Origin of the sequence: Brachybacterium sp. FME24 (genome assembly GCF_014897705.1) — a bacterium.
GTDB lineage: Bacteria > Actinomycetota > Actinomycetes > Actinomycetales > Dermabacteraceae > Brachybacterium.
In genome coordinates this window covers 131,416-153,925 of the sequence record NZ_JABUXV010000011.1, presented here as the reverse complement: position 1 = coordinate 153,925, position 22,510 = coordinate 131,416, and the positions used below count along the sequence as shown (strand labels likewise).

Here is a 22,510-nt window from a genome sequence, read left to right as displayed (position 1 = left end):
GGCGCAGTCGCTGCGGTCGATGTGGCGGGCCGCGATGCGTCCGTAGCGTCGAGGTATGACCGCCTTGGAAGTACGACATCTGCACAAGCGCTACGGGCGCCACGTCGCCGTCGACGACGTCTCCTTCACGGTGGAGGAAGGGGAGATCTTCGGCATCATCGGGCCCAACGGCGCGGGCAAGACGACGACCGTCGAGAGCATCGCCGGCTTGCGGACGCCTGACTCGGGATCCATTTCCGTGCTGGGTCTGGACCCGAGGAAGAATCGCGCGGAGGTGCGTGAGCGACTCGGCGTGCAGCTGCAGGAGAGCAGCTTCCAGGACGCGATCAAGGTCGCCGAGGCCCTCGAGCTCTACAGCTCCTTCTATCGGAACCCCGCCGACTGGCGCGAGCTCATGGAGCTCCTGGGTCTCACCGAGAAGCGCGACGTGCAGTACAGGGCTCTCTCCGGCGGGCAGAAGCAGCGGCTCTCGATCGCGCTCGCCCTGGTCGGAAATCCGCAGATCGCGATTCTGGACGAGCTCACGACGGGACTTGACCCACAGGCGAGGCGCGACACCTGGAGGCTCATCGAACGGGTTCGCGACACGGGCGTCACGATCCTCCTCGTCACGCATTTCATGGACGAGGCGGAGCGCCTCTGCGACCGGATCGCTGTCATCGACAGTGGCCGAGTTGCCGCAGTGGACTCGCCTGCAGGGCTGATCGCGCAGGCGAGCGAGGTGCAGCAGGTCCGGTTCCGCGTGAGCCGGCCGCTGGACAGGACCGCCCTGACGGAGCTTCCCGGGGTGACCGATGTCGAGGTCACCGAGGACCAGTGGCGGGTCACCGGCGGCGGACAGCTTCTGAGCAGCGTTGCGGGGGCTCTTGCCCGGGCCGAGGTCGTGGCGGAGGAACTCCGCGTCGACCACCGCACCCTCGACGACGCTTTCGTGGCCTTCACCGGCCGCGCCCCGGAGACCACCGAGCCCCTCCACGAGGAAGGCTGACTCATGCGTGCGCTGATGAACATGATCAAGGTCGAGGCGAAGCTCTTCCTCCGAGACCCTGCCACCGTCGGCTTCGGGGTGCTGTTCCCGACAGGTCTCCTGCTCGGTCTGGGCGCCATCCCCTCGCTCAGGGAGTCGTCGCCGGAGACCGGCGGGCTCCGGTCCATCGACGTCTGGGCACCCACCGCACTGGTGTTCGGGATGGTGATGATCGCCGTGCAGCACGTGCCGTCGGTGATCGCGACGTATCGGGAGCGCGGCATCCTGCGCAGGATGTCGACCACTCCTGTGCATCCGGGAAACGTCCTGCTCGCGCAGATGATCGTCGCGTTCGCCTCCGTGCTGGTCTCCGCGGCGCTGATGATCTTCGTGGCGTGGGCGGTGCTGGACATCGCGCCGCCCGAGCGGCCGGTGGCGTTCGCCGTCGCCTTCCTCGTCGGCTATGCGGCGGTGCTCGGGGTCAGCATGATCTCCGCGGCAGTGGTCCCCACGAGTGGCGCCGCGACACAGATCGGCACCCTGCTGTTCGTGGCGCTGATGTTCTTCGGCGGCGCCTTCCTGCCCCGCCTCCTCATGCCTGAGGTGCTCCAGCGGGTCGGAGAATTCGTGCCGCCCGGGCTGCAGGCTCTCACCGAGGCGTGGTCTGCGGAAGCGGGCGAGCTCACCGCTGGCGCCGAAGGGCAGCCCTTCTGGTTGCAGATCGCCATAATGGCAGGTATCGCGGTGACCACGAGTGCGATCGCCGCGAGACTCTTCCGCTGGGAGTAGGTGACGATGATGCGAGACGTCGGCACTGGTGCGCGCCAGATCTCCGGGTCGCGCGGCGCCGCCGTCGCCGAGGAGGCGGAGGACGCGAGTCGTTCCCGTTTGGCCTGGAAGGAGGACCAGCTGCGGGTCTGGGACCTTCTGCAGCTGTTCACCCCCTGGCTGCTGCTGGCGATCTCGACGACGATCTACTTCTCGTGGGTGCTTCCGGCTTCCGGAGAACGCTTCTGGCCCGAGGGCGCCTCCGTCCTCGGACTGGTCTCGGTCGCGGTGCTCTGGGTGCTGGGCGGCCATACCCTGCCTCTGAGGAGGAGATCGCTCCGGCCCGCGCCGTCGGTCATCTATGTCATCGGCCTGCTGGGGCTGTGCCTCACCCTCATGTCGTACTCCGACGTCTTCATCGTCTTCACCGTCTCCGGCTTCTTCCACGCGTACCTGCTCAGGCCGTGGCCGTTGGGGGTCCTCGGGGTCCTGGCCACCTCCGTGGCCCTCAACGGCTCGGCGATGCGCTGGTGGTCGGACCCGACCTCGGAGCTGCTCGTGGAGTTCCTCCTGATCGTCGTCGTGCAGACCGCGGCGATCGGGGTGGGCATCGTGCTCACGGCGCGCAGCGAGCCGGAGGAGCGCAAGCGGGAACAGCTCGTCGAGCGGCTGGAGGGGGCCCTGCACGAGAATGCCGGGCTGCACGCGCAGCTGGTCGCTCAGGCCCGGGAGTCCGGGGTCCAGGACGAGCGACAGCGACTGGCCGGCGACATCCACGACACCTTGGCCCAGGGGCTCGCCGGCATCATCACGCAGCTCCAGGCCGCGGAGAGTTCCGCAGGGCTGCAGGGCGAGCCGGACGAGCACGTCGCGCGGGCCCTTCGACTCGCGCGCAGCAGTCTGACCGAGGCCCGACGATCGGTGCGGGCGCTCGCGCCTCAGGAACTCGGCAGAGCCCACCTCCCCGACGCGCTCGGCACGCTGACCGAGCAATGGTCACAGGACGAGGGGAAGAGAGTGCAGCTCGACGTCACAGGCCCTCGGATGCCTCTGAGCCCGGCGATCGAGGTGTCGCTCTTCCGGGTCGCGCAGGAATCGCTGACCAACGTGGCCAAGCACGCGGAGGCCTCGCGCGTCGGGGTCACGCTGTCGTACACAGGCACCGAGGTGCTGCTGGACGTACGGGATGATGGACGCGGGTTCGCGAAGGGGGTCGGCACCGGCTTCGGCCTGACGAGCATGCGCCAGCGCATCCGAGGCGTCGGCGGGCACGTCGACGTGCAGAGCGCACGGGGTGACGGGACATCCGTCAGTGTGCGCGTGCCGGCGATCGCCCCCGGGGACGCGAGAGTGAAGGAGGAGACCGACCGATGATTCGACTGGTGATCGTCGACGACCATCCGATCGTGAGGGGCGGCCTTCGTGACACCTTCGCCGCCGTGGAGGACATCGTCGTGGTCGGCGAGGCGGGTGACGGCGCCGAGGGCATCGACCGTGTCATGGCGCGGACGGCGGATGTCGTGCTCATGGACCTTCGGATGCCCGGAATGGACGGCGTCTCCGCGACCGCGGCCCTGCGCGAGCTGGTCCCGGATGTCCGCGTGCTGATCCTGACCACTTTCGACAGTGAGAGAGACGTGCTGCCGGCAATCGAGGCGGGTGCGATCGGGTATCTGCTGAAGGATGCGCTGCCCGATGAGCTGATGCGAGCCGTCCGTGCCGCCGCGCGGGGGGAGTCGGTGCTCGCGCCGTCGGTGACGCAGCACCTCATGGGGCAGGTGCGCGGGCCCAGCGCCGGCTCGCTGACCGGTCGGGAGAAGGAGGTGCTGCAGCTGGTCGCGAATGGCAGCTCGAATCGAGAGGCCGCGACGGCGTTGTTCATCGGTGAAGCGAGCATCAAGACCCATCTGCAGCACATCTACGACAAGCTCGGCGTCCGAGATCGGGCCTCTGCCGTGGCCGAGGGCTACCGCCGCCGCCTGCTCACGTGAGGCCGGCTGCCTCCGCGGGCCCGCGGGAGATTCGTCGGCCTGTCGGCCCTCCTGGTCCCCGTCGGCCACTCGCCGCCCGCTAGAATCCACGGCCCGAGGACATCGACGGGAAGGAGACAGGTGACTGCCGTCGCCGAGGCCCCCTCCGGGGCCGCCACCGCGAAGAAGTCCGGTTTCCGACCTGACGTCCAGGGGCTCCGGGCGATCGCCGTCCTGTTCGTCGTGGTCTACCACGTCGGCGTGCCCTGGCTCTCCGGCGGTTTCGTCGGTGTCGACGTCTTCTTCGTCATCTCCGGATTCCTCATCACCACCCATCTCCTGGAGTCGCTGGCGACCCACGGGAGGATCTCCTTCGGGAGTTTCTACGCCAAGCGCGCCCGACGCATCCTGCCGGCATCCCTGCTGGTCGGCGTGCTGACCGTGCTGGCGTCCTGGATCTGGATGCCGCCGCTGCTGATGAGCGAGGTCGTCAAGGGCGCGGTGGCGGCCGCGACGTACGTGCCCAACCTGCTGTTCGCCGTGCAGGGGACGAACTATCTGGCAGAGACCAGCCCGTCCGTGTTCCAGCACTACTGGTCCCTGGGCATCGAGGAGCAGTTCTACCTGTTCTGGCCCGCGATCCTCGCCCTCGGCTTCTGGCTGTGCCGGCGCAGCGAGCGGCGGCTGCTGGTCCTCGTCGCGACGCTGACGGCCGCCTCGTTCCTGCTGTGCGTGGTCGGGATGGGCATCTCCCAGCCGTGGACGTTCTTCTCGCTGCCCACCAGGGCCTGGGAGCTCGGCGCGGGCGCTCTGGTCGCGTTCCTGATGCGCACCGACGCCCGCTGGCTGCGCGCCGCCGGCACCGGCGTGCTGGCCTGGATCGGCCTGGCGCTGCTGGTCGCGGTCGGGCTGCTGTACCAGGCGGAGACCCCGTTCCCCGGGTACACCGCGGCGCTGCCGGTGCTCGCGACGGCGCTGCTGATCATCGGCGGGGCTGCCCCGGGCCGGGCGCACGCCAACCGGCTGCTCTCCCTGGCGCCGTTCCAGCTGATCGGTGCGATCTCCTATTCGCTGTACCTGGTGCACTGGCCCTTGCTGGTCATCCCGCAGACCGCTGCCGGTGAGAATTCCCCGCTGCCGTTGTGGATCCGGCTCCTCCTGGGCCTGGCGGCGATTCCGCTGGCATGGCTGCTGTACCGCTTCGTGGAGCGTCCGGTCATCGCCTGGCCCGTGCTGCGCCAGCGCACCCCGATCTGGACCGGCGCAGCCGCCCTGCTCGCCTCGCTGGCGCTGATCGCGACCGCCGGCGGCACCTACTTCACGACCACGCAGGCGGACACGGCCACCGACCAGAAGGCCTCGCAGGAAGCGCCGACGAAGGGTCCGGCCGGCACCGACTTCGTGCCGGAGAATCTCACGCCCTCGCTCGAGGATGCCGAGTCGGACAACCCCGCCATCTACGACAACGATTGCCACCGGTCGGAGGCGAGCACCGACGCCAGCGGATGCCAGATCGGGGACAACCCGGACGCGCCCCTGGTGTTCCTGTTCGGTGACTCCCATGCGGCCAGTTGGTACCCGGCCCTGGCGCAGCTCGCCGAGGACGGCAAGATCCGTCTGGATACGAACACCAAGAGCTCCTGCTATTCCGCCGATCTGCCCGAACTGCTCGAGGGCGTGCCGTACACCGAGTGCAGCCAGTGGCGCCAGGGAGTGCTGGAGCGGATCAACAGCGAACAGCCCGATCTGGTGCTCCTGGCGAACTATGTCGACGCGCCCATCGAACTCGAGGGCGGCATGGACGACTTCGCGAACCGTTGGCAGGAGGGGATGGAGTCCACCATCGGCTCGATCTCCGACTCCGAGGTCGCGGTCCTGGCGGACGTTCCCAATCAGGGCAGCGCCCCGGCGATCTGCCTCTCGGAGAACCTCGAACAGGCCCAGGAGTGCGCGATCCCGAGATCCGAGGCGTTCGCGCCCGATCTGGTCGCGGCGAACCAGGCCGCGGCGGAGGCCGACGGTGCGACGTACATCGATCTGTCGGCCTACTTCTGCAATGAGACGTTCTGCCCGACGATCATCGGGGACACCCTGGTCTACCGCGACGGCCACCACCTCACCGCGCATTTCAGCCGGCAGATGGCAACGCCCCTGTGGGATGAGCTGAGCACCTCGGTGGAATGATCCGCACCGCCTCGCCGGCGGCCTGATCGTCACCGCGAGCTTCCTCAGCCTTTGACCGCTCCGGACGCCAGTCCCTGCACGTAGAACCGCTGCAGGCACACGTAGAGGATCACGCACGGGATCATCGCGATCACGGAGCCGGCGACCAGCTGGCCGAAGTCGACCTCGCCGTAGGTGCCGACCTGGATGTTCAGGAGGGCGATGGGCAGCGTGAAGTACTTCTCGGTGGTCAGGAACGTCAGAGCTCCCAGGAACTCGGTCCACGAGGTCAGGAAGGCGTACAGGGCGGCGCTGGCGATGCCGGGCACGATCATCGGCCGCAGCACGTTGACCAGCATCCGCACGGTGCCGGCGCCGTCGATGACCGCGGAGTCCTCGAGCGCCTGCGGGACGGTGTCGAAGGTGTTCTTCATGAGGAAGATGCCGAAGGGCAGGGCGAAGTTGGTGTAGAAGAGGATCAGCCCGATCAGGGAGTCCGTCAGGCCCACGGAGTTCATCAGCAGATACAGGGGTGTGAGGATCGCCTGGAACGGCACCATCATCGACAGCAGGATGAGGCTGAAGGCGAGGCGCGAGCCGCGGAAGCGGAACTTCGAGAACCCGTATCCGGCCACCGTCGCCACCAGCGCCGTCAGCGCCGCGGTGGAGAGCGAGACGATGATGCTGTTGAGGACCGGCCGCAGCATCGTCCCGTCCGAGGACAGGAAGAACGAGAAGTTCTTCCAGGTCAGATCGAACATCTCGGGGAAGCTCGGGGTTCCGAGGATCACCTCGTGCGGCTGGAAGGCCCGCAGGATCGACCAGAGCAGGGGAATCGTGAAGATCAGCGCGAAGAGCACGCCGAGGATCACGTAGGGGACCGCGCGGCGGTCCTTGGTCATCGACCGGGATCGGGTCATCACTGGTCACTCCCTCGGAGCAGAACGAACTGGGCCACGGTGATCAGGGCCGTGAAGACGACGAGGATCAGGGAGATCGCCGTCGCCGAGCCGAGCTGGAGCTCGACGAACGCCCGGTTGTAGATGTAGCCGACGATGGTCGTCGTGTCCGTGCCCGGGCCGCCCTTGGTGAGGATGAAGAACTGGTTGAATGCCAGGAACGATCCGATCACCGAGATGATCAGGGACATCCCGATCGCCGGGCGGATGATCGGGACGGTGATCGACAGCTCGCGGCGCAGCCAGCTCGCGCCGTCGATGTCCGCGGCCTCGTACACCTCTGCGGGGACTCCCTGCATCGCGGACAGCAGCAGGATCATGGTCAGGCCCGGCACCGCCCAGATCACCAGGGCCGAGAGCAGCGCCGTTCCCAGCACTCCGTCCAGCAGCCAGGCGGTGCTGCCGTCGCTCAGCCCGAGTGCTCTCAGGATCCGGTTGATCGCCCCGGAGTCGGGCTGGGCCTCGAGCACCAGCATGTAGCTCAAGGTCGTCAGGCCCACCACGAAGGGGATGAAGAAGATCGTGCGCAGCAGAGTGGATCCGGGGCGGTTGGCCCGGACGAGGACGGCCAGTCCGTAGCCGAGCAGCAGGATCGGGACCGTGACGATCGCGGTGTAGATCAGGGTGTAGCGCAGCGCCTTCCACATGCCGGGGTCGTTCAGCGCCTGCTGGTAGTTCTCCAGGCCGACGAAGCGGTACTCGCCGATCAGCGGCCAGTTGGTGACGGAGATGTACGCGGCGAACACGAGCGGGATCAGGGCGAAGAAGCTGACCAGCGCGACGGCGGGCGCGACCAGGAGCACGCCGGTCAGCGGGCGGTGGGTGAGGGACCGGGGGCGCCGGGAGCGAGGCGCCCGGGTCGGCCCTGTGCGGGGGCCGGATCCGGCGGGCCCCGGTCGCGCCTCGGCATCGAGTGCGGTCATGGCGGGCTCCTAGAGCTGGGTCTGCGTGAGGATGCGGTCGTACTCGGACTGCGCCTCGGCCATGGCGCCGGGAACGTCACCGTCGAACACAGCGCGGCGGATCATGGCGAGCCAGGGGCTGGAGGACTGGTTGTAGAGCAGGTTGTAGGCGAGGGTGGACGGCACATACCCCTCGTCGAGGTGCGTGACGGGCACGACCGCCTGTTCGTAGTCCTCGGCGAACTCGGCGTCGGCGCTGTCGGATCTGACGGGCATGTACCCGGTGGTCGGCAGGGACCGCTGGACGTCGAGCTCGAGGGCGTATCTCATGAACATCCAGGCACCGGAGGCGTTCGGAGCGCCGTTGAGGATGCACATGGTGTCCCCGCCGGAGAAGGTGGCGGTGCCCCCGTCAGGACCCGGCAGCAGGACGTTCTGCGAGATCGGACGGAAGCCCTCCTCGGCCTCCGCGACGGCGGGGCCGTACGCGCTGGGGAGGAAGACGACGTCGCCGGAGCGGTAATCGTGGCCCCACTGCGCGCCGTCCTCGACGAAGGAGCGTTGAGGGACCAGTTCGTCGACCCACAGCTGCCGGTGGAACTCGAGGACAGCTTCGACCACGTCGTTGCCGACGATGTTGCCTGACTGGTCCCCGAGATCCCCGGTGATCAGATCGGTGCCCGCCGCCCAGATCATGGGCTGGATCGTGAAGCCCATGGCGCCGGAGGCGTTGCCGGGGAACGCCCAGGCATGCACGTCCGGCAGCGCGGAGGCGAGTGACTGGCAGGTCGTCATCAGGGACTCGAGGCTTCCGGAGACCTCGGCCAGATCGAATCCGGCCGCGCCCAGCAGATCCGTGTTCGCGAACAGGGTCGAGTAGTCACCGATGAAGGGGATGCCGTAGAGCCGGTCCTCGTGCGTGACCAGCCCGATGTGCCCGGCGGAGAGGGAGTCTCGGAAGGGCAGGGCCTGCACCAGTTCGGTGACGTCGGCGAAGGCGTCGCGCACGGAGAACAGCGGGCAGTTGATGAGGTCGAAGTCGACGAGGTCGGGCACGGAGCCGCCGCGGATCGAGGTGGCGAGCTTGGTGACGTACTGCGCGTCGGGGATGGGGAGGACCGCCACCTGGAGGTCCTCGTGCAGCTCGTTGAACGAGGTGGCGATCGCGTGGATCGCCGTCTGCGTCGCGGCGCGGCACCAGACGGTCACCGTCCCCGTCGCCTCCTGACCGAACCCCTCCGCGGCGGTGTCGGTCGGGGGAAGGGTTCCCGCGCACGCCGCCAGGGCGGCGATCCCCGCGCCGGAGGCCCCGAGGGCGAGGCCTCCGTGCAGGAGCCGGCGTCGGCTGAGCATCAGTGCGCCTCCAGAGGCAGCCAGACGCGCATGGGCGCGACGGTGCGGTTGCCCCACGCGTAGTAGGGGATCGCCGTCCAGGTCGCGGCGGTTCGGGTGATCTCGGCGTCGGGGGTCCCGTGCACCGGGTACGGCCAGGCGGCCGCCGCGGCGGAGACCGCGACCGCGCTGCCGCTGAGCACCAGCGGGATCGCCCCGTCCAGCGCCGCGAGAGGGGATCCGGGAACCGGGGTGATGCTCGGGTCCACCGCCGCATCGTCGACCGACGCCGCGGCGACCTGGTCCTCCTGCTCGATCGCGTAGACCAGGGGGCCGCGCTCCAGGGCGACGCTGCCGCGGGAGGCGTCGAGCCGGTGATGGGCGCCGACGAAGCGCGCCGAGAGATCGAGTCGCAGCTCGATCACGTCTCCGACCTGGAACGTCACCTCGATCGTCGCGTAGTCGTCGCCCGGGGAGAGGGGAACGTCCGTGCCGCCGACGGTGAGCGTCGCGGCGCCGCGCGACCAGCCCGGGATCCGCAGGGACAGGCGCTGGGGTGCGTTCGGCGCGGCGTCCACGGTGAGGCGCACCAGGCCGTCGACGGGGAAGTCGGTGACGGTCGAGACCGTCAGGCGGCCGTCGCCCTCCCCGGTGGACCAGGTGCCGGTGGCGTACTGGTGGAGCTGGAGGCCGTCGGGCGTCGAGGTCGCCACGAGGTGGTCGAGGCTGGCGAAGGTCCGCATGATGTTCGGGGGGCAGCAGGCGCAGTCGAACCATCCGCGGCGGCCGTGCGCGATCGAGCGGCCCTCATCGGCCTTCGTGCCCTCGCGCAGCTGCAGCGAGTTCACGTAGAAGTACTCCGTGCCGGCCAGGGAGACGCCGGCGAGGAAGGCGTTGTAGAGCAGCCGTTCGACGGCGTCGGCGTAGATGCCCTTGCCGGTGGCCAGCAGCAGTCGCCATGCCCACTGGATCGCCCCGATGGCGGCGCAGGTCTCGGCGTAGCCGCGATCGGTGGTCATCTCGTAGGGGTCGCCGAAGGCTTCCCAGTCCCAGCGGGCTCCCATGCCGCCGGTGACGTAGGTCTTGGTGGCCATGAGGTCGGCGAACACGGACTCCGTGCGCGCCAGGAGCTCCGCGTCGTCGTCCTCGATGGCCTGGTCGGTGGCCCCGGCGAAGAGGTAGAGAGCACGTACTGCGTGCCCTTCGACCGAGTCGGTCTCGCGCACGGGGACGCCGGCGGAGAAGTACCCGGGCCCGGGGTGGAAGCCCGGGAAGGTCTCCTCGCGGCCGCGGACGTCGAGGAAGAACCTCGCGAGGTCCTTGATGTCCGAGCGCCCGGTGAGGCGATACAGCTCGAGCAGCGCCATCTCGATGACCGGATGGCCGCCGGTCGAGTGCCGGCCCTCCGGGCCGAAGAGGGTGCGCAGGTGATCGACGATGCGCAGCGCGACCTCCAGCAGCTGATCCTCGCCGGCGCTGCGGGACAGGGCCACCGCTGCCTGGATCAGGTGCCCGTAGCAGTACAGCTCGTGGTTCCAGGCCAGGTTCGAGTAGCGCTCGGTCGGGGAGTGGCGCAGCGTGTGCACGCTGTTGAGGTAGCCGTCCTCCTGCTGCGCGGAGGCGACCCACGCGGTGACCTCCCGGGCCATGTCGCGCAGTGCGCGGTCGTCCTCGCGGCCGAGTTCGAAGGCGACGGCCTCCAGCCACTTGTAGACGTCGGAGTCCTGGAAGATCATGCCGGAGGCCTCGCCCTGCTCCGCGCCGCCGACGAGGCGGAGATTGCGGAAGGTGCCGGAGGACTCGAGCTGCTCGTACCCGGAGCGCAGACCGGCGTCGCGATTGCGCTGCTGACGCGTGTGCCAGAAGCCCCCGGTGATCTGTGCGGATCCTGGGGTGAGCGGGCGCAGGGCGACCGCGGCGCCGGCGGTGGGGATCGCGGGGGAGGCGAGAGCGTTCGGGGCAGTGGTCATGGAGGAACCTCACAGGCGGCGTCGTTGCGGAAAGTGCGGAAACAGAGTTTCTGTGGCGATAATGGCATGGTCGCCGCCGCGCGACAACCCCCGCACCCGCCCGACTCGACGGCAATGCGGACCCTCGGGAGACCTCAGGAGGTCATGTGAACAACGGGCACAATGCGGCGCCCCGCATCGTCGATGTCGCCGCGCTCGCCGGGGTGTCTGTCAGCACCGCGTCCAAGGCGCTGAACGACACCGGCCAGCTGCGCGCCGACACCCGAGCCCGGGTCAAGGACGCCGCGGCGACGCTCGGTTTCGTGCTGGGGGCGAGCGGGCGGGGTCCGGCCGATACCCGGACCTACACCGTCGGCCTGCTGACCACGGACAGCTTCGGTCGCTTCACCATCCCGCTGCTGATGGGGGTCGAGGATGCCCTGGCCGCAGGGCGGATGGCGATCATCCTGTGCGATACCCGCGATGACGTCCTGCGTGAGCGCCACTACCTGCAGTCCCTGCAGGACCGGCGGGTCGACGGCCTGATCATCACCGGCCGCACCACGGATCCGCGCCCGTCGATCGGGGTGGACGTCCCCACGGTCTACGCGTTCTCTCCCTCGGATGATCCCGCGGACTTCACCGTCGTCGCGGACGAGGGGGAGGGGGCCCGGGTGGCTGCCTCGCATCTTGCCGCCCTGGGTTCTCGCCGCATCGCGCATGTGACCGGTCCGCAGCGGCACCACTCCGCCGCTGCCCGCGCGGAAGCGGTGGCCGACGAGCTGGGCGAGACGCTGGTGGGGCCCGCCCTGTTCGGTCACTGGTCCGAGGAGTGGGGGCGCTACGCCGTGGACATCGTGCTGGCCTCCCATCCCGACGTGGACGGGTTCTCCTGCGGTTCCGATCAGATCGCCCGGGGCGTCACCGATCGGCTGCGCGAGAAGGGCATCGACGTCCCCACGCAGGTCCGGGTGACCGGTTTCGACAACTGGGAGGTCATGGCGCTCGCCTCACGGCCCCCGCTGACCACGGTGGACATGGGCCTGGCCGACCTGGGCCGACTCGCCGGTCGCACGCTGCTCGCCCTGGTCGAGGGCGAGGAGCAGCCGCCGCGCCGTCAGGTGCTCACGCCGCGGCTCGAGGTGCGCGGCTCCACCCTGTGACCCGTCGCCGCTGACACGGTGCCGGGGTGCGGCGCAAGCAGGACGTCGCAGAACCCACAGAGCCCGCACTATTCATTGTGCGAACGGACGATTCCGGCATACGCTCCTCGCTCTCCTCCTTCGATACCGGGTGTTCCCGCGTGCCTCGGCGCGCAGAAACGGAGCTTCGTCGTGTCCGCATCAGAACAGATCGCCGCAGAACAGCACCACATCGACCGCGCCTACCGGAGCCTGGATGCCGAGATCGCTCAGCTCGACAGGCGCAGGACGGCTGCCCTGGCGCAGTCCGCCGGTGACTCGACAGCGCTGAACGAACGGGACGCGGAGGTGCGCCGGCTGGGGTCGCGGCTGACGGCCCTGATGCGCGCCGAGCCCAATCTCAGTTTCGGACGCATCGACCGCACCGATGGCCTGCGCGTGCATATCGGGCCCGCCGGCGTCCGCGACGGCGATGACCGCCTGGTGATCGACTGGCGCGCACCGGCGGCAGCGCCGTTCTACGCGGCCACCGCGCGCGAACCGCTCGGCCTGGCCCGCCGCCGGCACCTCACGCTCGACCAGCGGACCGTGGTGCGCGTCGACGACGACCTCTTCGGCGACGCCGACACCGCCGGCGCGGAAGGCACCGAGGATGCGGTCGGCGAGGGTGCGCTGCTGCGGGCCCTGAGTGCCTCGCGCGACGGCCGCATGCATGACGCGGTCGCGACCCTGCAGGCCGAGCAGGACGCGATCGTGCGCGCTCCGAAGGCCGGAGTGCTGGTGGTCCAGGGCGCCCCCGGCACCGGCAAGACCGTCGTCGCCCTGCACCGGGCCGCCTACCTGCTCTACAGCGCACCGGAGGTGCTGCGTCGCGGCGTGCTGATCATCGGCCCGAACACCCGCTTCCTGAACTACATCGGGGATGTGCTGCCGGCGCTCGGCGAGACCAACGTCGTCACCAGCACCATCGAAGGGCTCCTCCCGGGCCTGGAGGCGACCGCCCCGGCCGAACCGGAGACCGCACGGCTGCTGGGGGACGTCGCGATGGCCACGGCGATCAGCAGCTTCGTGACCGCGCTGCAAGGGGCGAGCGAGGAGGACGGGCACGTCATCAGCTGGGACGGCGACCAGATCTTCCTGCCGCGCGGGACCCTCGAGCTCTGCACGGATCGGGCCCGCAAGCACACCCAGCAGCACAACGTGGCCCGCGAGGTGTTCCGGGAGCTGATCCTGGATGAGCTGACCTCCCGCGTGGAACAGGCCGATTCCGACCTGCTCGCGGAGGTCGACACCGGATTCGAGGACCTGGTCGGCAAGCTCGATGCGGCGCTGGCCAAGAACTCCGATGCCCTGATGCCGATGAGCGAGGGCCACGACCCCGACGGCGAGCAGGCTCTCGAGCGGCGCCGCCTGCGCGCCGAGCTCGCGGCCGACGTCACGGTCCAGCGCGATCTCGAGGAGCTCTGGCCGCATCTCACGCCCGACGGGGCCGTCACCCGCCTGCTGCGGGACGGCTTGGATGCGCAGACCGCCCCGCACCTGGACGAGGAAGAGCGTCGGCTGCTCGCGCAGAGCGCCGAGGAACCGTGGACCGATGCCCACGTGGCCCTGCTGGACGAGGCCGCCGAGATCCTGGGCGAGGACGACAGCGACCAGGTCGCCACCGCGGAGCGCGCCCACCAGCAGCAGGTCGCCCATGCCCAGCGGGTGATCGCTTCGACCCCGGGCCTGGCCGGTCTGGTCTCGGCCCAGGACCTGGCCGAACGCAACACCGAATCTGACACTCGCGACCTCGCGACCCGCGCGCTGGCCGATCGCAGCTGGACCTACGGCCACGTGATCGTCGACGAGGCGCAGGAGCTCACGCCGATGCAGTGGCGGATGCTCGCCCGCCGCTGCCCGGTGCGCTCGATGACCGTGGTCGGCGACATCGCGCAGACCTCCGCCGAGCTCGCCAGCAGGACGTGGAGCGACCGCCTCGCGGCCCTGCGCACCACGCCGCGCCTGGAGGAGCTGACCATCTGCTACCGGTCCCCGCGCGAGCTGGTCGAGGCGGTCGAACCGCTGCTGCGCACGCTGCGCCCCGATGCGCGGGAGATCGATGCCGTGCGCTCCGCGGGGACGCGGCCGGTGATCGTCGACGGAGACCTCGACGACGCCGAGCAGGTGCTTCAGTGGGCGCGCGGCGAGCACGGTCCCGGCCAGCGCGTGATCATCACGCCCGCTCCGCAGCGACTGCTCGCGATGCTCGCCGATCAGGGCATCGAGGCGTCAGCGGAGGACCTGCGCGAGCCTCTCGTGGTGCTGCCGCCGGTCGCGGTCAAGGGCCTCGAGTTCGACCACGTCCTGGTCCACGACCCCGACCGGGTGGCCGACGAGGACGGGCTCGCGACCCTCTACGTCGCGCTCACCCGGGCCACGGGGACCCTCACCCTCATCCAGAGCGGGCCCCTCACCCTCGAACTCGGCGCCGCCTGGGAGCGACGCACGCTCGGCTGAGAAGGACGCTCATCGGTGGTGTGCGCCTGCCCGGTGGTGTCGATCCAGTCCAGCTGCGTGCTCCGGTGCAGACCGTGGACCAGCAGCACCGGACGGTCGCCGACCACACGGTGGAGAGCCGACTCTGGCAGGGTCGCCTGCTGACCACCCCAGTCGGCCGGATGTGCTGACGACGGAGTCAATCGTGCTGGCCCGCGCGGGTTCGAGTCACGGCGGTGAGTGCGGCGAGCGTCGCGGTCACGGCGAGCACGGAGACGCTCAGGACGATCACCGGAAGGCTGTCGCGGAGCAGCAGTGCGGAGGCGGTGATGAGCACGAGCACCACCGCGGCGATGAACCGCGAGCGTGCCGCACTCCCGAATCGCGAGCGGAGGAACATCAGGTTCCCCGCCAGGTAGACGAGAGGGCCGGCGGTGGTGACCAGGACGGTGGCGACCGTCAGATGGTCGTGGGTGAGCCGCAGTTCGATGGAGACGGCGACGAGGATCGCGCCGAGGACCATCAGGGCGTGCGCGTACGCATAGGCGGACCGTAGCGCGCCGGTCGAGGAGTCGCCGCCGTGAGTGTCGGGACCGGCGAGGGCGAAGTAGTTCCACCAGAGCACGAACAGGGATGCGAAGCCGACGATCAAGCTGAGGGCCAGGGACGGTGAGAGCTGCCCGTGAGAGACGATGCTTCCGCCCATGAGCAGGATGGACTCACCGAGGGCGATGATGAACACCAGGCGATTCCGCTCGGCCAGATGCTCGGCGTCGGGGTTCCAGAGATGCATGGGGGCTGCGCCGACACCGGGGATCCGATAGTGGGCGAGCGGGGCGGCGTAATCGACGAGCACTGCGATCAGCCAGAGCCACAGTCGCCATTCGACCGGCAGCGCCGCACCGAGGATCCAGAAGACGCCCGCCAGCAGGGTCCACAGCAGCAGCATGCGGTAGTTGGCCGCCACCTGATGGCCGCGGTAGGCGAGCATCATGAACACCGGGCGCAGGATGCCCATGAACAGGTAGCACCCGACGAACAGCCAAGCCCCGTCACCGAACGCAGTGGGGATGGCGATCGACATTCCGAGCGCGGCGAGCATGAGTACGCCGCTGAGCAGCTGTACCGGGGTCCGGCTCGGATCGAGCCAGTTCATCGCCCAGGCCGTGTAGTTCCATCCCCACCAGACCGCGGCGAACACCACGAGGGTCTGCGCAGCGCCCTCCCAGGAGAGGTGGTCGATGAGCAGGTGCGAGAGCTGGATGATGGCAAAGACGTAGACGAGATCGAAGAAGAGCTCGACGGGCCCGACTTCGGAACGGCGGTGCCCGGAACGGGCCAGGGGGATGGCGGTCATGCGGTGAACCTCGTGTCTGCCTGTCGTGCGGTCGTCCTGCTTGCGGTCCCGATGGGATCAGCGGGTGGTGTATCCGCCGTTGGCGAAGATCGTCTGCCCGGTGATCCACCAGCCCTCCGAGGCGAGGAAGCGGACGATCGGGGCGATGTCCTCGATCTTCGTGAGCTGCCCGCCCATGCCCTGGGACTTGTGGAACTCGACCCGCTCCGGTGTCTCCTGTCCGTAGAAGAATGGGGTGTCCATCGGGCCGGGTGCAATCGCGGTGACGGAGATGCCGCGATCGGCGAACTCCTTGGCTGCGGCCCGGGTGAAGTGCTCCACGGGTGACTTGCCTCCGGCGTAGGTGGAGTAGCCATCCGTGAAGGCCCCGAGCAGTGCGGTGACCATGGTGATGATCTTGCCGTCGTCGGCGAGGTTCTTGCCGGCTTCCTGGATGAAGAAATAGGCGGCCTTGGAGTTGATGTCGAACATCGAGTCGTACTCGTCCTCGGTGGTCTCCGCGATCGGCTTGCGCAGCACCTTGCCGGCCGTGTTCACCGCGACGTCGAGCGTCCCCAGGGCGGCTTCCGCCTCCGCGAACAGGCGGGTCACGTTCGCGGGAACGGTGAGGTCCCCTTGGAGCACGGTCGCCGTGACGCCCGTCGCCTCGACCGCAGCGAGGGTGCTCTCGGCGTCGGCGCGACTGGAATCGGAGTTGTAGTGGATCGCGACGTTCGCGCCGGCATCAGCAGCCTGCCGCGCGATCAGCCCGCCCAGATTCTTGGCTCCTCCTGCGATGAGGACGTTCTTCCCGTGGAGAGTGCGCTTGGCCATGACAACCCTTTCGATATGACGATATGCAACAGTGTATCTCTGCTACATCGGGTACTGTAGCACCATGACAGAGACTGCAGGAAGCGATACACGGGAGCGCCTGATCGCGGCGGCAGCCGATCTGATCGCTGCGTCGCCCGGTGAGGATTTCTCGTTGCGCGCCGTGTGCGATGCGGTCGGAGTGAAGATGCCGACCCTGTATCACTTCTTCGGGTCCAAGCAGGGGTTGGTCGACGCGGTCATCGAGCATGGGTTCGACCTGTACCTGGGCGAGAAGGCGGCGATGGAGCCGGCCAGGGATCCCCTTCAGGCGATCCGCTCCGGGTGGGATGCCCATGTCGCCTTCGGGCTGGCCAACCCCGGCTTCTACACGCTCATGTACGGCAAGGTCAGCCCTGGCCGTTCGCCGGAGGCGCAGTCACGCCCGAGCGAGATCCTTCTCGGTCTGACGGCACGAGCGGCCGAACAGAACCGTCTCGTGGTCTCCCCCGAGCAGGCGGCGGCGCACATTCTCGTGGCCAACATCGGCGTCACTCTGCGACAGATCGTCCTCGCGGCTCCGGACCCCGAGCTCTCCGCGGCAGTGCGGGAGGGAGTTGTCGCAGCGATCACCGGTACCGGCGAACAGTCGGACGACCCGCTCGCTGCGACCCTCGAGATCGCCGCTGCTCACCCCGACGTCCTCGGCAGCACCGAGACACAGCTCCTCATCGAATGGCTCACGGCGCTCTCCGCGCATCGGGAGCTGTAGCGACTCGGTAAGGCTTCTATCGTCCCTGCGCGGCGCGGAACGCGGGAAGCACGACCTCCTCGCGCAGCGCCTGGCGTGCTTCGGCCGGCGCGAAGCCCGCATCGAGACCGGTCAGCACCACCTGCTCGAGATCCTCGAGGCCCCAGTCGAAGGTCTCCGCGACCAGGGCCATCTCCCGTGAGGTGCTGGTGCGGCTCATCAGGCGATTGTCCGAGCTCAGAGCCACGGTGAAACCGAGTGCGTGCAGAGGCCCGGCGGCGTGAGCGGCGAGGTCCTGAGCGGCGCCGGTCTGCAGGTTCGAGCTGGGGCACACCTCCAGGCAGACTCGCTCGGAGCGCACCCGGGCGGCGATCGGCCCGAGGCGCGGGGGTGCGTCGTCCGCGTCGCCTGAAGGTGGGTCGATTCCGGCAGGAGCGCCGGCGCCGACGGGAGCCGCGTGGCCGGTCCGGGTGCTGGTCGCGGCGGTGACGTCCTCGAGGATCCGCACGCCGTGGCCGATCCGCTGCGCCCCGCAGTCCAGGGCATCGGCGATCGAGGTGGGCCCGTCGCCCTCCCCGGCGTGGATCGTCACGTGGATCCCGTGGCGGCGGGCGAGATCGAACTGGGCGCGGAATCGCGAAGCGGGGAAGCCCGCCTCGGGGCCGGCGAGGTCGATGCCCACCACGCCGGACCCGCGGCGCGCGAGGGCGAGCTCGACCAGATCGTCGGTGGGGTCGAGGTGGCGCAGGTAGGACAGCAGCTGACCGACGATGATCCTCGTCCCGGCGGCCTCCGCCGCGGCGACGCCCTCGTCGAGCCCGTCCTGGACCGCCTGCACCGCCTGGTCCAGGCGGATCCCGCCGGCGGTGTGCTGATGGGGCGCCCACCGGGTCTCGGCATAGACCACCCCGTCGGCGACCATGTCCTCCACGAATTCGCGAGCGATCCGCTGCAGGGCCGGAGCGGTCTGCATGAGGGCGACGGTGCGATCGAAGGTGGCGAGGTAGGCGGGCAGGGAGCCAGAATCCGCGGCGGCCTGGAACCAGTCCGCCACGTCCTGCGCGGTGGGGCTCACGGCCCCGCCGGGGACATCCACGTCGCCGGCGGCGTCGCGGGCCGGGGCCACCGGCGGTGGGGCGAGGCCGAACTCGGCGCACAGCTCGAGCACGGTGGCCGGTCGCAGCCCACCGTCGAGGTGGTCGTGCAGGGCGACTTTGGGCAGGGACCGCACGAGATCGGGGGAGAGATGCATCGGACCAGAATACGTCCGGTTGCCGGCGCCGCCGAGGTGACGGTGGGGCCGAGACAGCACGACAGCAGCGGGTCGAATCCTTTTACCGCAATGGTCGCCCCGTGTTCATGGGAGCGCTACCACGCCCCCCTAGGCTCGCCCGGAACCTGCCCACGACACCGGGAGACCCCATGCCGGCATCCGCCGCGCCAGCACCCCTCAGCCGCCGCCGTCTGCTCCAGGTCAGCGTTGCCTCCGCCGCCGTGATCGCGCTGGGAATCCACGCCCCCGAGGCGCACGCGGATCCGCCGCCGCAGCGTGAGGGCCTGTTCTCCCTCGGCGTCGCCAGCGGCGCGCCGCGACCGGACGGCGCCGTGCTGTGGACCCGCCTGGCGCCGGAGCCCCTGGCCGAGGACGGGCACGGCGGCATGGACCTCCATCCCCTCAGCGTGCGCTGGCACGTCGCCCGCGACGCCGAGTTCCGCCAGATCGTGGCACGGGGGCAGGCGCTCGCCCAGCCCGAGCTCGCCCACGCCGTCCATCCGCGGGTCGAGGGTCTCGAGCCCGCCACCGACTACTTCTACCGCTTCTCGGTGGGCCGGCAGACCAGCCCCGTCGGCCGCCTGCGCACCCTGCCCGCCGAGGGTGCGGACGCGGACTCCTTCAGCGTCGGGGTCGTCTCCTGCCAGGCCTGGTACCACGGGCATTTCACGGCCCACAAGCACCTCGCCGCCGAGGAGGATCTGGACCTGGTGGTCTTCGTCGGCGACTACATCTACGAGTACGGCATCACCGAGACGAACCTGTGGCGCCAGGGAGCCGAGGTCGGGCCCGCCCACGCCGTCGAGATCGAGACGCTCGAGCAGTACCGCCTGCGCTACGCCCTGTTCAAGTCCGATCCGCACCTGCAGGCCGTCCACGCCCGCGTGCCCGCCGTGGTCGTCTGGGACGACCACGAGGTGCAGAACAACTACAAGGGCGACGTCTCCGACACCGGGATCCCGGACGACCTGTTCGCCCACCGCATCGCCGTCGCGTACCGGGCGTTCTACGAGAACATGCCCCTGGACATCGAGGCCCTGCCCGAGGGGCCCGATACGGATATCACCACCGGCTTCGACGTCGGCTCCCTCGCCCGGTTCTCGATGCTGGACTCCCGGCAGTTCCGCGACCAGCTGCCGGTGGATGCCGAGGACCAGTACCGGGAGGAGCGCACGATCCTCGGGATGGAGCAGGAGGCCTGGGTGACCCAGCGCCTCGCGGAGTCCCCGGCGACCTGGAACGTGCTGGCCAACGGTGTCGTGGTCGCCGCGGTCACGGAGGGCCACACCGACATGTGGGACGGCTACCCGGCCGCTCGGCAGCGGCTGCTGGATGCGATGGCCACGAGCCAGAACCCGGTGATGCTCACCGGCGACATCCACAAGCACGTCGCCGCCGAGCTGCTCGCCGACTTCACCGATCCCGGCCGCGGGAACGTCGGCGTGGAGCTGGTCTGCACCTCCGTCGGCTCCGACGGCGACGGCGCGAAGACCAATCCGAACGCCGGGGTCTGGACCCAGCACGACTACATCAAGCTCTACGACGGCCGACGCGGCTACGTGCACGTGCGCCTGACCCCGCAGGAGATGGTCTCCAGCTTCTACGTCGTGGACTGGATCGAGGCCGATGACACCGCCCCGAAGCAGCTCACGGCCCGGTTCACCACACCGGCCGGCGACCCCCACCTGATCCCCTCCTGATCCCGGCCAGAGACGAGAATCCATGAGCCCGCGCCCCGAGACCGTCACCGGTCTGCACACCGAACCCGCCCTCGCCTCGACCGTCCTGACCTGGGATGCCCTGGGCTGGGATCCGCTGATCGACCACTACCGGATCTATGGCATCGCCGGGGACAGCGCCCCGAGCGGCGACCCGCGAGAAGATGACCTGCTCGCCAAGACCGTCTACCCGCGTTTCGTCCACGATGGGCTGGACCCGGCCGGCGAGGCCTGGACCTACAGGGTCCTCGCGGTCTCCGACGCCGGTCGGCGCGCCAAGCCCAGCGCACCGATCACGGGCACCTCACTGCCGTCGGTCACCGCGACCGGCCGCGAGATCGCCACGATCGGGGCCTTCGACGGCCGCACCCTGGAGCACCTGCTCGCCCCGAGCGGGTATGCGAGCATCCCCGAGCAGTACCCCGAGGCGCTCATCGAGTTCGTGCAGGGGGCCGACGATCCGGGCTCGGACTGGCCGTACCTGCTGCCGGGCCCGGGCGACGCCTGGGCCGGCAAGAAGGCCTACCGCGCGCGGTGGACCGTGACCCTGGAGGGCGCCCCCGCGCAGGATCACGACCTGGCGGTGTGGCTGGTGGACACCACTCGCCTGGGCGGGATCCTGCGGGTCAGCGCCAATGGCGAGGTCGTCACCGACATCGAGCTTCCCCGGGGTGCGACGCGCGGCTCCCGCGAGGGCGATGCGACTCTGCCGGGCTCGACGCTGCTGCGCTCCTTCCACGAGCCGGCGATCCCGGCCGGCCTCCTGCAGGCCGGGGAGAATGTCATCGAGCTGGAACTGGCCGAGGGCGGCTGGGTGGCCTGGGACGCCGTGGGGCTGTTCGCGCGCGAGTGAGAGCCTGAGGGGGACGGCGACTGCGTGGGTGACTGCCCGAGCGCAGCGGGGCGGGCGGGAGTGCCGGGCTGTAATGCGCCTGTCAGAAAAAGGTGCAAAACGGACAAAGTGTGACATGCTATGCGCATGCGCGGCATCATCATGGCGGGCGGTACCGGCTCGCGACTGCACCCCCTGACCATCGGTGTGTCCAAGCAGCTCATGCCCGTCTACGACAAGCCGATGATCTACTACCCGCTGAGCACCCTGATCCTCGCCGGGATCCGGGACATCCTGGTCGTCACCACGCCGGAGGGCCAGGTGGCCTTTCAGCGGGTCCTCGGCAACGGCGACCGCTTCGGCGTGCACCTGACCTACGTCGTGCAGCCCGAGCCGGACGGCCTCGCGCGCGCCTTCGTGCTCGGTGAAGAGTTCCTGGCCGGTGAGCCGGCCGCGCTCATCCTCGGCGACAACCTCTTCTACGGGCGCGGTATGGGCACTCAGCTGCGCCGCTTCCGCCACCTCGAGGGCGCCGCCGTGTTCGCCTGCTGGGTCAGGGATCCCAGCGACTACGGTGTGGTCGAGATCGGGGAGGACGGCACAGCGATCGCCCTGGAGGAGAAGCCGTCGCGCCCTCGCTCCAACTATGCGGTGCCCGGGCTGTACTTCTACGACGCCACCGTGGTGGAGCGCGCGAAGGCGCTGCAGCCCTCCGCCCGCGGAGAGCTCGAGATCACCGATCTGAACCGCTCCTATCTGGAGGACGGGATGCTGCACGTCGAGGTGCTCACCCGGGGCGCCGTCTGGCTGGACTCCGGCACCTTCGACGGCCTGGCCGCGGCCGGGGACCTGATCCGCACCGTGGAGCAGCGCCAGGGCCGGTCCATCGGCGCCCCGGAGGAGGTTGCCTGGCGCATGGGCTTCCTCGACGACGACGAACTGCGCGAGCGTGCCGAACCGCTCGTGAAATCCGGATACGGCCGGTACCTGCTGGACGTCCTCGCCCGCGAACGGGCGGACCGCCCCGTCTGAGCCCGCCTGTACGGGACGGGGACTGCCCGGGCGGAATCCCCGGCATTGCGGACGAACCGTGACGTACTGAGCCTTCCGCGCGGCATCTCTCTGGCGGGCGGTACTGGCTTGCGACCGCATCCCTC

Annotated in this window: 18 protein-coding genes; 11 read left to right on the top strand and 7 right to left on the bottom strand. The window is 69.6% G+C overall.

The window, feature by feature from the left end:
- The first annotated feature begins 55 nt into the window (after positions 1 to 55).
- The 5 genes from INT51_RS14020 to INT51_RS14000 all read left to right on the top strand — a co-directional run bounded on the left by INT51_RS14020 (position 56) and on the right by INT51_RS14000 (position 5,889).
- Positions 56 to 988 (top strand): ABC transporter ATP-binding protein, encoded by a 933-nt coding sequence (locus INT51_RS14020; protein WP_193105943.1) that lies wholly within the window; start codon positions 56 to 58, stop codon positions 986 to 988.
- 3 nt (positions 989 to 991) lie between these two features.
- On the top strand, positions 992 to 1,756 hold the full coding sequence (locus tag INT51_RS14015; protein ID WP_226832433.1) for an ABC transporter permease: 765 nt from the start codon (positions 992 to 994) through the stop codon (positions 1,754 to 1,756).
- Between the two features lie 9 nt (positions 1,757 to 1,765).
- Positions 1,766 to 3,109: a sensor histidine kinase gene (locus tag INT51_RS14010; protein WP_226832431.1), complete on the top strand. Its 1,344-nt coding sequence runs from the start codon at positions 1,766 to 1,768 to the stop codon at positions 3,107 to 3,109.
- Complete coding sequence (locus INT51_RS14005; RefSeq protein ID WP_193105942.1) at positions 3,106 to 3,726, top strand: response regulator transcription factor; 621 nt, start codon at positions 3,106 to 3,108, stop codon at positions 3,724 to 3,726. The genes INT51_RS14010 and INT51_RS14005 overlap by 4 nt, the downstream gene beginning before the upstream one ends.
- 120 nt (positions 3,727 to 3,846) lie before the next feature.
- Entirely contained in the window at positions 3,847 to 5,889 is a 2,043-nt protein-coding gene (locus tag INT51_RS14000; protein ID WP_193105941.1) for an acyltransferase family protein, read from the top strand.
- Positions 5,890 to 5,933: 44 nt separating this feature from the next.
- Here the strand turns inward: INT51_RS14000 and INT51_RS13995 are convergent, their stop codons facing one another.
- The 4 genes from INT51_RS13995 to INT51_RS13980 are packed head-to-tail and all read right to left on the bottom strand — an operon-like array spanning position 5,934 to position 11,031.
- Positions 5,934 to 6,788: a carbohydrate ABC transporter permease gene (locus INT51_RS13995; RefSeq protein ID WP_226832429.1), complete on the bottom strand. Its 855-nt coding sequence runs from the start codon at positions 6,786 to 6,788 to the stop codon at positions 5,934 to 5,936.
- Complete coding sequence (locus tag INT51_RS13990) at positions 6,788 to 7,750, bottom strand: carbohydrate ABC transporter permease (protein ID WP_193105940.1); 963 nt, start codon at positions 7,748 to 7,750, stop codon at positions 6,788 to 6,790. The genes INT51_RS13995 and INT51_RS13990 overlap by 1 nt, the downstream gene beginning before the upstream one ends.
- A 9-nt stretch (positions 7,751 to 7,759) precedes the next feature.
- A complete protein-coding gene (locus tag INT51_RS13985; RefSeq protein WP_193105939.1) occupies positions 7,760 to 9,082 on the bottom strand; it encodes an extracellular solute-binding protein in 1,323 nt (440 codons plus the stop codon).
- Complete coding sequence (locus tag INT51_RS13980; protein ID WP_193105938.1) at positions 9,082 to 11,031, bottom strand: glycoside hydrolase family 127 protein; 1,950 nt, start codon at positions 11,029 to 11,031, stop codon at positions 9,082 to 9,084. Before INT51_RS13980 ends, INT51_RS13985 begins: the two co-directional genes overlap by 1 nt.
- Before the next feature lie 146 nt (positions 11,032 to 11,177).
- Between INT51_RS13980 and INT51_RS13975 the strand changes: the two genes are divergently transcribed.
- Both INT51_RS13975 and INT51_RS22555 read left to right on the top strand, forming a co-directional pair.
- Entirely contained in the window at positions 11,178 to 12,173 is a 996-nt protein-coding gene (locus INT51_RS13975) for a LacI family DNA-binding transcriptional regulator (RefSeq protein WP_193105937.1), read from the top strand.
- Between the two features lie 171 nt (positions 12,174 to 12,344).
- On the top strand, positions 12,345 to 14,651 hold the full coding sequence (locus INT51_RS22555) for a UvrD-helicase domain-containing protein (protein ID WP_193105936.1): 2,307 nt from the start codon (positions 12,345 to 12,347) through the stop codon (positions 14,649 to 14,651).
- A 178-nt stretch (positions 14,652 to 14,829) separates the two neighbouring features.
- Here the strand turns inward: INT51_RS22555 and INT51_RS13965 are convergent, their stop codons facing one another.
- On the bottom strand, positions 14,830 to 15,987 hold the full coding sequence (locus INT51_RS13965) for a low temperature requirement protein A (protein WP_193105935.1): 1,158 nt from the start codon (positions 15,985 to 15,987) through the stop codon (positions 14,830 to 14,832).
- Positions 15,988 to 16,044: 57 nt separating this feature from the next.
- The gene (locus INT51_RS13960) at positions 16,045 to 16,800 is read right to left on the bottom strand and encodes an SDR family oxidoreductase (protein ID WP_193105934.1); all 756 of its coding nucleotides are present in this window, start codon (positions 16,798 to 16,800) and stop codon (positions 16,045 to 16,047) included.
- A 64-nt stretch (positions 16,801 to 16,864) separates the two neighbouring features.
- Here INT51_RS13960 and INT51_RS13955 point away from each other — a divergent pair, with 64 nt between their 5' ends.
- Positions 16,865 to 17,551, top strand: coding sequence for a TetR/AcrR family transcriptional regulator (locus INT51_RS13955; RefSeq protein ID WP_193105933.1), 687 nt, complete (start codon positions 16,865 to 16,867; stop codon positions 17,549 to 17,551).
- Between the two features lie 16 nt (positions 17,552 to 17,567).
- Here INT51_RS13955 and INT51_RS13950 read toward each other — a convergent pair whose 3' ends face one another.
- Positions 17,568 to 18,782, bottom strand: coding sequence for an adenosine deaminase (locus INT51_RS13950; protein ID WP_193105932.1), 1,215 nt, complete (start codon positions 18,780 to 18,782; stop codon positions 17,568 to 17,570).
- 170 nt (positions 18,783 to 18,952) lie between these two features.
- On the opposite strand from INT51_RS13950, the gene INT51_RS13945 reads away from it, so the two are divergent.
- The 3 genes from INT51_RS13945 to rfbA all read left to right on the top strand — a co-directional run bounded on the left by INT51_RS13945 (position 18,953) and on the right by rfbA (position 22,385).
- On the top strand, positions 18,953 to 20,503 hold the full coding sequence (locus INT51_RS13945) for an alkaline phosphatase (protein WP_193105931.1): 1,551 nt from the start codon (positions 18,953 to 18,955) through the stop codon (positions 20,501 to 20,503).
- 22 nt (positions 20,504 to 20,525) lie between these two features.
- Entirely contained in the window at positions 20,526 to 21,374 is an 849-nt protein-coding gene (locus tag INT51_RS13940; protein WP_193105930.1) for a polysaccharide lyase family protein, read from the top strand.
- 126 nt (positions 21,375 to 21,500) lie between these two features.
- A complete protein-coding gene (rfbA, locus tag INT51_RS13935; RefSeq protein WP_193105929.1) occupies positions 21,501 to 22,385 on the top strand; it encodes a glucose-1-phosphate thymidylyltransferase RfbA in 885 nt (294 codons plus the stop codon).
- Positions 22,386 to 22,510: the final 125 nt, after the last annotated feature.